Below are 12,905 nucleotides of genomic sequence, written 5' to 3' on the forward strand. Positions count from 1 at the left end.
TCGACGTATGACATTCTGAAGCGGATTCCCGAGGGTAGCGGCTGCTTATGCCGGATTCTGCTGCGTGTCTCGCCGATCAGATGTTAAGCCGGCGCTCATACGCCTGAATATAGCCTTGACCCGCTTGAGTCAGTTTGCCTGCATCGATATAACCGGCTTCATAGATATGCTTCATCACTGTTCTGAAATCCCGGGGGTCCACACCACCGGCATGCGGGTATGCCGCCTCCTGCTTTTGTTCAAATCCTTTCAGAATTTGATATACGGGATCAGCACTAATCATGCAATCAGCCTCCTTTCTAATTTTTAAAGTATATTCCCGCCAGTCTTTGTTGGTGAAACCCTGAAATACAGGACCATAAGTGTGTCCAGCCCGAACGGTAGGTAAAGCCAATAGCATGTAAGAAACTGGATGCTGTGAAGTAAAGCAAGCTAACGGATTTTGGGTATATAACACTAATAGAAATAAGATTCATTTGCGTGACTGGATAGTGTTTATATGATGGGGGGAACACCATGAAATGGCAGGGTAGAAGGGGCAGCTCGAATGTGGAGGACCGCCGGGGGATGGGCGGCGGCGGAAAGGTGATCGGCGGCGGAATCGGAGGAATCATTATTGTTGTGATTGTAACGCTGCTCAGCGGAGGGAATGCCCGTGATATTCTTGGTGGTCTCACGTCCGGGGTTTTCCAGGAAGAGGGGAAGACTTATCAGGACCCGACGCTCGTACTTTATACCGGCAGTGTAGATTCGGCCTGTGGCACAGCAACATCGGCGGTGGGGCCGTTCTATTGTCCGGGTGATGCCAAGCTGTACATCGACCTCAGCTTTTACGACGAGCTGCAGCAGCGCTTCCAGGCACCGGGAGATTTCGCCATGGCCTATGTAATTGCCCACGAAGTGGGACATCATGTACAGACGCTGCTCGGCACTACGGAGAAACTGGATTCGGTCCGTCAGAGCTTGAGCGAGAAGGAATATAACAAATACCAGGTCCGTTTTGAGCTTCAGGCCGATTATCTGGCCGGCGTCTGGGCCAAGCATGCCCAGGGGATGAATCTGCTGGAAGAGGGAGATCTGGATGAGGCGCTGACGGCGGCGAGTGCGGTCGGCGACGACACGATTCAGAAGCAGGCCCAAGGCTATGCGGTGCCCGACAGCTTCACCCATGGCACTTCAGAGCAGCGCAAGCGCTGGTTCTACAAAGGCTTCCATTCAGGTACCATTGAGGGCGGCGATACCTTTAACGCTACCGAGCTTTAGGGGAAGCAGGTGAGGCCAACAACTTCATAAACCTCGAACCTCAAAACGGCTGCGCTGTCCAGTAAAGGACGGCGCAGCCGTTTTATGTAAAAAAGGTACCGTCCCTGAAAAAGACAATGCAGCTACAACAGGGCATCTGCCCGCTCAGGCTTCCAGTTCATTTTTATACGACAGCCGGTTACGGCCAAGCTTCTTGGATTCCAGCAGCAGCTGGTCGGCATACACATACCCTTTTTCCATAGAGGTCCGCTGTCCCACTTCCGCCTTGTAATAATACAAGCCAAAGGAAGCTGAATACACAACATTGATCCGCTGGTCCTCATACTCGGCAGTGACGCTGTGTCCGGCAATCGTGTCCAGAATCCCCTGAATCTGCGCGTGGCAGTCCTCAAAGGATTTATGTCTCAGGAACATGGTGAATTCCTCGCCGCCGCTGCGGAACAGAATGTCCTCTTCCTGCATATGCGACTTTAGCGTATTGGCAAAGTGGATGATCACCCGGTCACCGACGGCGTGGTTATAGGTATCGTTGATTTTTTTGAACCGGTCGATGTCCGCCACCACGATACCGATGCACTCGTTGCTGTGGTTCAGCTCCTTCATCATCTTATCCATATGGGCGCGGTTGAAGGTTCCGGTCAAAAAGTCGCGGTAGGCCATCTGCTCGAACTTGTCCCGTTCAAATTTATGCTGGGCGCTTTGTGATTTGGAATAGAAGGAGATGCTCACGACATAGTTCAGCAGGAAGAGCGCAATCAGCATTTCCCATTTCTCCATCTGCAGCAGCCGCAGCAGCAAAGCATTCGTCAAGGTTACCTTGCTGAAGTCCAGCAGATTTCTGTTGTGCAGCAGCAGGTCCATAGCTTCTTTGCGGGTGGTGATATCACCTGAGAGTGCAAAGGTAAGCGTCAGGAAGCTCGCCGACAGGAGCGTCGTTACACAGACTACCAGAAGAAACAGCAGCCAGTAGCCCAGTGGCATATGTGCGGCATAAGGATGGAGCAGCGTGTACAGGTAGTACCCACCCGAACCGCCAATGGTAAAGGAACCGATATTGTAAAAGGTGTCCAGAAATTCTCCGGGGTCCGCGGTTTTGGTCTTCTTTTTATAGAAAAACACCGTAAACCGGTATAGTACCTCGAACAGAAGTGTGCCCATAGGCCCTGCGAAAACCCCGAAAGAGGAGGTGTAGCTGATCGCGTAATCTATATTCGAATTGCCGCTTCGGGTCACAATGCGCAGTTGATAATAAATACTTGAAAAAGCCCAATATAAGATCAGAGCTTTGAGATATGTATGGTCTAGCACTATAGCGTGCCTCGCGCCGAAAGCTATGGCCACAGAGGCAAAAAACAGAAAAAGGTCAAATACCCTTGCTTTGGACATAACGTTGATTTCCTTTCAGGAGTTATTCCGATTATACCCGAAAATTTCGGGTTGTGATTAAAAGTTATTTTAGAAAATTCGCCATTTGTCCATGTCCCGGCATGGGGGAAGTTCATATAATATTTTGTTCGTTTTATTTTTGGAACCGGGGAGAGAAGCGGATGAAGATACTGCTGGTCACCTATTGGGGGCTTACGAATATGGGCGGGATTTGGACATATATGAAGCAGCTGGCTGACAAGCTGAATGAGTATGGACATGAGGTTACGCTGATGGGAAGCCGTGCAGAAGATCATACGCTGTATCTGCTGGACCAGGGAATTTCCTTTGACAAAAAAACTCTCTATAACGTGCTGCTGCCACAGCTCGATAAGGACCGGTTTCCCCATCTGCATCTGGAGCATGGTATCTTCAGCTTTGAGCTGGGCCGGTACGTCTTTGAAGGCGGGGCAGCGGTTCTCGGTCTGGAGAAGTATGATGTGATCCATGCGCAGGACCCTATTTCTGCCTATGCTCTCCGGCGGATCATGAAGGTGCGTAAGCCTCTGGTCTCGAGCTTTCACGGAGCGCTGGCGTATGAATCCTATTTTGAATATAAAGGCCTCGAACCGGCGCTTACCCGAAAAGAGTATGAAAAACGGGCGATCTGGCGGTATTTCCGCCGGCTCGAGGGAATGGGGGTCCGGTCCTCTGACCTTATTCTGGTTTCTTCGGACTGGATAGCAAGGCTGGTGAACCGGCAGGATGCGGGTGAAGCACCAATTCGTATACTGCCGTATGGAATTGATGTGAAGCAGTACGACGCGAAGGCAGCGCTCCCGGCCCCGCTTAAGTTTGGAGACGGACTCAAAGTAATTATGTACGCCGGACGTCTCGAATATATCAAAGGAGTACATGTGCTGATTGCGGCTCTGGGAATTCTGCAGCACAGCCGTCAGGACTGGGTATGTGCAATTTCCGGAATTGGCAGCCTTACAGAAGAATTGCAGGCGCAGGTGCTGGACCAGGGAATGCAGGGGCGGGTATTTTTCACCGGGAAAATGGACAATATTCCAGCTGCACTGACCGCCGCGGATATTTATGTGCAGCCCAGCCTGCAGGACACACAGCCTTTTTCGGTGACGGAGGCTCAGCTTGCCGGAATTGCGCCGGTTGTAGCCGGAACGGCGGGGATGCCGGAAATGGTGCAGCAAGGGGTCACAGGATTTGTCGTACCGGCTGAGGATTCCATGGCACTGGCGGTGCAGCTGGAACAGTTGCTTCAAGATGACGAACTGCGGCTGCGGACAGGGAAGCAGGCCCGTAGCTGGGCTGAGCATAACCGTACACTGGATGGTATGGCAGCGGGGACACTGAAGGCGTATCATGAAGCCCTGTCGATGCAGCATGGGCAGAGTAGTTATCCCGCTCCCAGAAGGTTCAATAAAGGTGAGGGGCGTATTAGACTACCTCAGGCATTTCATCCTGCCGATATTTTGGAACATATGCCCCCTGACCGTCCGCTGGCTCATGCTCTGCGTGAGGGGCTTCCGCAGGATTATTGCATTCCTGATGCCCAAATGGCTCTCAAAGAGTAGAGGCATTCCCTGGTATAGGCTGTGTCCAAAGTTGTCATGCCTTACGGATTTAAGCATATACATGAGGGGAGTAACATTTTGGGCTTATGCTCTGGGCTTGTCTCAGGGTTAGATTATGCCAAGAAGGAGGACATTTCCCGTGTTTGACCAGTCCCACGGCTTGCGGTTTGATATTTATGAACGCATTCATCTGCCTGCAGAACTTCCGGGAATCGCTGAGCTGGAAGAGGTTGAGCTGATCCCGGACATCCAGGTAATTCAGCGGGAGGACCGTGCCGAGCTGTATGGTCAATTGCTGCTTACCGGGCTCTACCGAGGAGAAGATGACCGGACCCAGCGTTTGGAACATGCGATTCCCGTAGAAATCACAGTTCCGCTGACACGGGTCAGCTCGCTTGAAGACATAGGGGTGGAGATCGAGAATTTTGATATTGACCTGCTTACGATGCGTACAGTCAATATCACAGGCGTACTATCCTTGCGCGGAATCGGGAGCGGTGATACGCAGCCAGCCTGGCAGCAGGAGGAATATACAGTAGCTTATTCTGCTGAAGATGAGGAGCGGTTAGAGGTAGCTCCTGCTGACAAGATTGAGCATGAGAATGATGCACTCTATGAGAATTCGCTCTGGACCTATGGCGAAGGAGCAACTGACATTACGGCACATGATCAAGGAAGCGGGCATGGCAATGCTGTCGGTGTCGAGGCTTCGGCTCCTCTGCCGAATTCGGAGCTTCCGGCAGAGGAGGGTTACAACCAGCCTGCCGCAGTAGCTGAGCCACAGCCAAAGGACAAGGAAGCCAAAGTCCGGACTCACAGTCTCGATGCTCATACCGGTTATGATGTCCTGGAGGCAAAGGCGGGTGAGCCAGCTCTAGAGATCCATTCTGTGTATCAGGAAGAGCCTCCACACCTCGCGGAAGCTGTGGAGAAGGCAGCAAGCTTGCCGGATGAAGCTGAAGCTGTAGCAGAACCCCAGCAGGAGAATGAGAACAATGGGGCTTTTGCATCTCCCGATGTAGAGCCTGTATCCGAGGAGAAACCTGACCTGAAAATTGGTCTTGGCAGCAAAAAAGAACCGAAGGAAGAAGAACGGGAGCAGCTTACATTCTCTTCCCTTCTCAGCTCCAGCCGGGCCCGGAAGGAACAGGAGGAACAGCATGCCCCGGCGCCGGCACCGCCAGCAGCAGCACCGGATACCGGTAATAATACAGAATGGAAAAGCCGGTTCATCGGGGGCCGGGGCAGCGCGGACTTGTTCCGCAAAGTCCGGCTCTGCATTGTCCAGCGGGAAGAAACATTGGACACGATTGCAGAGAAATATCAGCTAAGTACAAGGGAATTGGTGATGTACAACCGACTCTCCGGACAGAATGTAGAGGAAGGTCAGGTATTGTACATCCCCTGAGATGGCTTAAGTAAGAGTCCCGGCCGGGTGCGGCCGGGATTTTTGCGTGGGATGGGGTATAGTATATGAATCGCAGTTGTGCATATGCTGGTTGACTAGGAATAGTACTGAATGTATTATGGGATTAAGTAAAATCAAAAGACTGGGAACGGGAAGAGTAGGCGGTTAGCCCTTCAGAGAGCGGAATTTGTAGTTGCTGTGAATTTCCGCAGGATGCAGCCCCCGAAGTCGCCCCGGAGTCGCCCTTCTAAGCCTGTTGCGCAGATGTGATGCACAGGGTAGGATGTGGCCGGACGCAGCCGTTATCTGCATGAGTGTCGCGCTAAGCTTTTGGAACCGTGAGGAACCGGGGCGAGGGTTTATTTTTTGTATAGTGCGAAACAAAGGTGGTACCGCGAAAGAATGACCTTTCGTCCTTTGAGACGAAGGGTCTTTTTGTGTTTATAACTTGTTATTCAAATGGAGGGTTCAACTATGGCTGACCACAAGAACAGAACGGCTGAGCTGACTGATTTGCAGGATGCGGAACAGCCACAAGCGCCAAGCAGCAAACAAAGCGATATGCCGACCACATATGATCCGAAGGCGGCAGAGCAGAAATGGTATGCTTACTGGATGGAGCATGGCTTCTTTGAAGCCGGTAAACGTCCGGAAGCAGAAGCCTACAGTATTGTTATTCCCCCGCCGAATGTGACGGGCATGCTGCATATCGGGCATGCGCTCGATTTCACGCTGCAGGATATTCTGATCCGCACGAAGCGGATGCAGGGCTTCGATACGCTATGGCTGCCGGGAACAGACCATGCAGGTATCGCGACCCAGACGAAGGTGGAGCAGAAGCTGCGCCAGCAGGGCATTTCCCGGCATGACTTGGGACGTGAGAAATTCCTGGAGCAGGTATGGTCCTGGAAGGACCAGTATGCCGAGACCATTCATGAACAATGGGCCAAAATGGGGCTGTCTCTGGACTATTCGCGCGAGAGGTTTACTCTGGACGAAGGATTGACCAAAGGGGTACGCCAAGTCTTTGTTGAGCTGTACCGCAAAGGCCTGATCTACCGAGGGAAACGGATTATTAACTGGGACCCGGCCGCACGTACGGCTTTGTCTGATATCGAAGTGGAATATAAGGAAGTTAACGGACATCTGTATCACCTTCGTTACCCGCTTAAAGACGGCACCGGCTTCATTACGGTAGCAACCACACGTCCGGAAACCATGCTTGGCGATACAGCGGTAGCGGTACATCCTAAGGATGAACGTTATAAAGATCTTATTGGCAAAACGCTGATTCTGCCGATCATTGGAAGAGAGATCCCGATTATTGCCGATGATTATGTTGATAAGGAATTCGGCAGCGGGGCTGTGAAGATCACCCCGGCCCATGACCCGAACGATTACGAGGTGGGACTGCGCCACAATCTGCCGCAGATCAATGTGATGGATGAGAGCGGGACGATGAACGAAGAAGCCGGCCCTTACCAGGGCCAGGATCGTAGTGAATGCCGCAAGAATATCGTCGCGGACCTCAAGGAACAGGGCGTTCTGGTGTCCATTGAAGACCATGTACACCAGGTTGGACACAGCGAACGTTCAGGAGCCGTAGTTGAGCCTTATCTGTCCACCCAGTGGTTTGTAAAGATGAAGCCGCTGGCCGAGGCAGCCATCGCCGCACAAAAGGATGGGTCCGGAGTTAACTTCGTTACGGAGCGTTTTGAGAAAACCTATTTGAACTGGATTGAAAATGTGCGTGACTGGTGTATTTCACGCCAGCTGTGGTGGGGACACCGCATTCCGGCATGGTACTCGGAATCTACGGGTGAAGTATTTGTAGCAGATACCGAAGAGGAAGCCCGCGAAATCAGCGGACTTGATGACTTGAAGCAGGATGAGGACGTTCTTGACACCTGGTTCAGCTCCAATCTGTGGCCGTTTGCCACAATGGGCTGGCCGGATGAGAACAGCAGCGACTATCAGCGTTATTTTCCGAACAATGTGCTGGTTACCGCTTACGATATTATCTATTTCTGGGTAGCCCGGATGATCTTCAGCGCGCTTGAATTTACAGGGAAGAAGCCGTTCTCCGATGTGCTGATACATGGTTTGGTACGAGATGCAGAAGGACGCAAAATGTCCAAGTCGCTCGGTAACGGGATTGATCCGCTGGATGTTATTGAACAATATGGCGCGGATGCCATGCGTTATATGATTTCCACGGGTATCACCGCCGGCCAGGATCTTCGTTTCCGTATTGAGAAGGTCGAGCAGGCCCGTAACTTTGCCAACAAAATATGGAATGCCTCGCGCTTTGCGCTCATGAATCTGGAGGGCGTAAACTTTGCAGATATTGACATTACGGGTGAGCTTTCGACAGCAGACCGCTGGATTTTACATCGTTTGAACGAAACTTCTCGTGATATTACGCGTCTAATTGACGCGTACGAGTATGGCGAGACCGGCCGTCTCTTGTACAACTTCATCTGGGATGACCTATGCGACTGGTACATCGAGTTCTCCAAGCTTACGCTGTATGGTGAGGATGCTGCGGCCAAGGCTAAGACTCAATCAGTGCTTGCCTATGTGCTTGACCGTACGCTGCGTCTGATTCATCCGTTCATGCCGTTCATCACTGAGGAAATCTGGCAGCATCTGCCGCATGAAGGGGATACCATTATGCTGGCCGAATGGCCGAAGTACGAAGCTGCACTGGAGCAGCCACAGGCTGTGGCGGAAATGAACCTGCTGATGGATGTGATCCGTGCGGTCCGCAATGTCCGTGCTGAAGTCAACGTTCCGATGAGCAAAAAGGTAGAGCTGATCATCAAAGCCGCGAGCGAAGAAACACTAAGCATTATCGCCCGCAACGATAACTACATTGGGCGTTTCTGTAACACCTCTTCCTTCGAGGCAGGCCTTAATCCGCAAACACCGGATAAGGTCATGTCCGCTGTGATTACGGGAGCAGAGCTGCTGCTGCCGCTTGCAGGTCTGATTGATATCGAACAAGAGATTACCCGACTGGAAAAAGAAGTGCAACTTCTAAACAGCGAAGTAGAGCGCGTGGAGAAGAAGCTCGGCAATCAGGGCTTTGTTGCCAAAGCGCCAGCTAAAGTCATCGAAGAGGAACGGGCAAAGCAGGCGGATTACTCTGCCAAACGTGAAAAAGTGCTAGCCCGCATCGCAGAGCTGAGAGGATAATCGACTATGGATGAGTGGATCGGGAGCGGCGGAACCGCTCCCTTAAGTTCTTATACAGAATCAGTGGATTGGATTAACGGCCTGATTCCTTTCGGCATCCGCCCAGGCCTGGAACGGATTGAACGGCTGATGGAGTTACTGGGCCAGCCCCAGCGCAAGCTGAAATTCATTCATGTGGCGGGTACGAACGGCAAAGGCTCGACCTGTGCATTTTTGACCAGTGTACTCATGAACAGCGGGTACAGCGTGGGCACCTTCACGTCCCCTTACATCACCAAATTCACGAACCGTTTTCAGTACAATGGAACGGATATTCCTGAAGAGGTGCTGGCAGAGCTTGCGAACAAGCTGCATCCGCTGGTCGAAGAGATTGCACAGACTGAGCTGGGCTCACCCACAATGTTTGAAGTTGCTACCGCTCTGGCCATTCTCTATTATGCGGAAGTCTGCTACCCCGATGTTGTCGTATGGGAGACTGGTCTTGGGGGAAGGCTGGATGTAACGAATATTGTAACCCCGATTGTGTCTATCATTACAAATGTCGGTCACGATCACACCGATGTTCTGGGGGATACTGTAGAAGAGATTGCGGGTGAAAAAGCCGGGATCATCAAACCGGGTGTTCCTGCCGTCAGCTGTGTCAGCCAGCCGGAAGCAATCGCAGTACTCAAGGCAAAAGCTGCTGCCAGCAGGTCCACACTCTACCTTGCCGGAGATGATTTTAGCTACAGCAACGCTACATTCAAGGAAGGCCTGCAGTCTTTTTCCTTCAAGGGTCCTTTCCGTTCGCTTGAGCTTGACATCGCAATGAAGGGCGAGCACCAGCTCAGTAATGCAGCCGGAGCGATGATGGCGCTGGAGGTCTTGCGTCAATACATGGCTTTTATGCTGGAAGACGAGGATGTGCAGCAAGGCTTCCGCAGCACCTTTTGGGCGGGAAGACTCGAGGAAGTGCATTCTTCGCCGCGGATCGTGCTGGATGGGGCACATAACCCCGAAGGTGCGGAGAGTCTGGCCAAAAGCTTGCCGCAGTTTTACAAGTACAATCAATTAAATTTGCTCATGGGGATGCTGGCAAATAAGCATCATGAGTCATACTTCAAGCATATACTGCCTATAGTGGATACGCTCATCCTGACCGAACCGGATTTCCGGAAGAAAATGGACGCGGAAGATCTGCAGGCTATCGCAGAACGTCTGCGGGAGAAATATGCCAAAGAAAATTTGGTAATTATAGTAGAACATGATTGGGGTAGGGCGCTGCAGCTTCTGCAGTCGATCACAGCGGAGAAAGACCTTGCAGTCGTCTCCGGAACGCTGTATTTGATTTCTGATGTGCGCAGTACGCTTTTACGGCAACCCAATTCTGAAAAAGGCTGGTGACGAACTGTTGGATACTACTGAACGTGTGCATTTTATAGGGATCGGCGGCTATGGTATGAGCGCGATTGCCCGGGTAATGCTGGAAATGGGATATACGGTAACGGGCTCCGACGTGGTGGCTCAGGAACTGACCGAGAAATTAATAGCCAAAGGCGCCAAAGTGTATATTGGACATACAGCCGAGCAAGTAAAAGGCGCGGATCTTGTCGTATACTCCACGGCCCTTTCAAGTGATAATGTGGAATGGGTAGAAGCGGAACGGCTCAAGATTCCGGTCCTGCACCGCTCGCAAATGCTGGCCCGGCTGCTGAATGAACGCAAGGGCGTAGCCATTGCCGGTGCGCATGGCAAAACCACGACCTCTTCCATGATTGCGTTGATTATGGAAGATTGCGGAGTGGACCCTACTTATATTATCGGTGGGGAAATTATGAATGTCGGCACGAATGCCAAGGCCGGACAAGGGGAGTACGTCGTGGCCGAAGCGGATGAGAGCGATGGCTCCTTCCTGCAGTACCATCCTTGGCTGGGGATCGTAACGAACATTGAAGCGGATCATCTGGAGAATTACGGGGGTGATTTTGGCCGCTTGAAGGCTGCTTACGTTCAATTCATGAATCAGATGCGTGAGGACGGTACGGCGATTGTATGTGCGGATGATGAAACAGCAACCTCGCTGTTGCCTGAGGTCAAAGGCAGCGTCATCACCTACGGCATTCATTCGGGTGTAGCAGATTACATTGCGACGGACATCGTTTTAGGTGACCGGCAGGTGGCCTATACCATGAATTTTGGCAGTACGGTGCTGGGACGCATTGAGCTGTCCATACCCGGAAAATACAATCTGTACAACTCCATGGCAGCAGTGATTGCCTGTCTGAAAGCCGGAATTCCATTCCAGGCGATCGCAGAGTCCATCGTGAAATTCCATGGCGCCAAACGCCGCTTTCAAGTGCTCGGGGAGATCAATGATATTCTTGTCATCGATGATTATGCGCATCATCCTACAGAAATTCAGGCAACCATCAGCGCAGCCAAGGCAACGGGCAAACGGATTATTGCCGTATTCCAGCCCCAGCGCTATACACGGACCTTTTTCCTGCTGGATGCCTTCAGCCGTGCGTTCAGTGAAGCCGATGAAGTGATTCTCACTGACATTTATTCACCGGCCGGAGAGAAGCAGATCGAAGGTGTCAGTTCCGCCAAGCTGGTGGAATTAATTGTTCAGAACAGCAATGCCAGCGCAAGACATCTGCCGACCAAGGAAGCTGTATTAGCTGACTTGCAGGGCCGGATTGCTCCAGGTGATCTCGTGATTACGATGGGAGCGGGAGACATTTGGAAGGTTGGGTACGCACTGGCAGAGGAACTGAAAAAACACTGAGCCTGAAGCCTACAATCTAATATTTGCACATTTTACGCAGAAACGGATACCGCTCTTTATACTAAAGGGACGGCTATACCGTTTTTGCTTGTAATAGGACAAGCATTTATCTATTCCCCCGCACATGGTGGTGTGACTTATGGCTGTACAGCTTGATATCCGAACACTGTTATATCTATTTATCTTTGGAAATCTGTTTACGGCTTTGCTTACAAGCTTCTATCGTCTTCATTCGTCCAGAGACAAAGCCTCCACCCTGTTTATAGCTGCGAAATGGCTGCAAGTGGCCTATTGGTCCTCGTTCCTGTTATGGAATGTGATGCCCCGCTATATAGCAATACCTCTTAGTAACGCTCTGATTCTAGCCGGGGGAGGCTTGGAGATTGCTGCGCTTCTTCTGATGACGGGGCTGTTTGGACGCAAAGCTAAGTTGTATTATTGGACAATCTCCGTTTGCAGTGTGATCAGCTACGGAAGTGTTGCCTTGTTTTATAACAGACCGAATATACGGGTAGCCACCACGTCGCTGTGGGCGGTGCTGTTTATGGTTTATCCTGCCTTCCGTTTGATGAAGAATCGAAAAGGCTCGCCTCTGCAGGGACTGATGGGCTTCATTTTTTTCCTTTTTGCGGTGGTGATGTTGATCCGGTCGATGACTGCGCTGTTTCTGGAACCCGGTATGGGAGCGCTCTCGCCCAACCTGCCGCAGTATTTATATTTTCTGGGCATGTTCTTTTTGCTGATTGTAAGTTCGTCAGCTTTTATTCTTTTATCCAATGAACACACTTATGAGAAGTTAAAAAGAATGGCAACCTATGACGGGTTGACTGGAATCCTGGGGCGCAGGACTTTTATGCAGGAAGCGGAACAGAAACTGGCCTATGCAGTGAAGAAACAGGAATTTTACTCTCTGCTGCTGCTGGATCTTGATCATTTTAAAAGAGTGAATGATACAAAGGGCCACGACGTTGGCGATGCAGTTCTGCAGGATTTCGTGTTCACCATCCAGAGCAATCTCAAAACCTTTGATCTGTTCGGCAGAGTAGGCGGAGAGGAATTTGCCGTTTTACTCTGCGGACTTGACGAAGAAGACAGCGGTTGCAGGGCTGAGCAGCTAAGGCAAGCCGTGGAGGAGGGTGCCTCCAGCTTTACATATCCCGGGGAGTACACAGTCAGTATTGGTATCGTTACAGTCCTTCCGGGCCCCCTCACTTCCCTGAACATGTTGTATAAGCTTAGTGACCAGGCGTTGTATCAGGCGAAGCAGCTAGGCCGAAACCGTGTAGTACGGTCTGGTTAGAATGGC

The 12,905-nt window shown here is 51.4% G+C and carries 9 protein-coding genes; 7 read left to right on the top strand and 2 right to left on the bottom strand.

Features of this window, described 5'->3' with window-relative positions; genetic code table 11:
- Window positions 1-76: 76 nt before the first annotated feature.
- Window positions 77-283: a hypothetical protein gene (locus A3848_RS19665; RefSeq protein ID WP_074086568.1), complete on the bottom strand. Its 207-nt coding sequence runs from the start codon at window positions 281-283 to the stop codon at window positions 77-79.
- Between the two features lie 233 nt (window positions 284-516).
- On the opposite strand from A3848_RS19665, the gene ypfJ reads away from it, so the two are divergent.
- Window positions 517-1,263, top strand: coding sequence for a KPN_02809 family neutral zinc metallopeptidase (gene ypfJ, locus A3848_RS19670; protein ID WP_074086569.1), 747 nt, complete (start codon window positions 517-519; stop codon window positions 1,261-1,263).
- Between the two features lie 144 nt (window positions 1,264-1,407).
- On the opposite strand, the gene A3848_RS19675 is transcribed toward ypfJ, so the two are convergent.
- Window positions 1,408-2,649 (bottom strand): GGDEF domain-containing protein, encoded by a 1,242-nt coding sequence (locus A3848_RS19675; RefSeq protein WP_074086570.1) that lies wholly within the window; start codon window positions 2,647-2,649, stop codon window positions 1,408-1,410.
- A gap of 161 nt (window positions 2,650-2,810) precedes the next feature.
- Here A3848_RS19675 and A3848_RS19680 point away from each other — a divergent pair, with 161 nt between their 5' ends.
- The 6 genes from A3848_RS19680 (at window position 2,811) to A3848_RS19705 (ending at window position 12,899) form a co-directional block, all read left to right on the top strand.
- Entirely contained in the window at window positions 2,811-4,226 is a 1,416-nt protein-coding gene (locus tag A3848_RS19680; protein ID WP_074086571.1) for a glycosyltransferase family 4 protein, read from the top strand.
- 139 nt (window positions 4,227-4,365) lie between these two features.
- A complete protein-coding gene (locus A3848_RS32420) occupies window positions 4,366-5,634 on the top strand; it encodes a LysM peptidoglycan-binding domain-containing protein (RefSeq protein WP_083606962.1) in 1,269 nt (422 codons plus the stop codon).
- 561 nt (window positions 5,635-6,195) lie between these two features.
- Window positions 6,196-8,832, top strand: coding sequence for a valine--tRNA ligase (locus tag A3848_RS19690; RefSeq protein WP_074086601.1), 2,637 nt, complete (start codon window positions 6,196-6,198; stop codon window positions 8,830-8,832).
- A gap of 6 nt (window positions 8,833-8,838) precedes the next feature.
- Window positions 8,839-10,215, top strand: a complete 1,377-nt coding sequence (locus tag A3848_RS19695) for a bifunctional folylpolyglutamate synthase/dihydrofolate synthase (RefSeq protein ID WP_074086573.1) — start codon at window positions 8,839-8,841, stop codon at window positions 10,213-10,215.
- A gap of 7 nt (window positions 10,216-10,222) precedes the next feature.
- The gene (gene murC, locus A3848_RS19700) at window positions 10,223-11,599 is read left to right on the top strand and encodes a UDP-N-acetylmuramate--L-alanine ligase (protein WP_074086574.1); all 1,377 of its coding nucleotides are present in this window, start codon (window positions 10,223-10,225) and stop codon (window positions 11,597-11,599) included.
- Between the two features lie 139 nt (window positions 11,600-11,738).
- On the top strand, window positions 11,739-12,899 hold the full coding sequence (locus A3848_RS19705; RefSeq protein WP_074086575.1) for a GGDEF domain-containing protein: 1,161 nt from the start codon (window positions 11,739-11,741) through the stop codon (window positions 12,897-12,899).
- Window positions 12,900-12,905 lie beyond the last annotated feature (6 nt).

Source organism: Paenibacillus sp. P32E (assembly GCF_001909085.1).
In the GTDB taxonomy this organism is placed as follows: domain Bacteria; phylum Bacillota; class Bacilli; order Paenibacillales; family Paenibacillaceae; genus Paenibacillus_AQ; species Paenibacillus_AQ helianthi.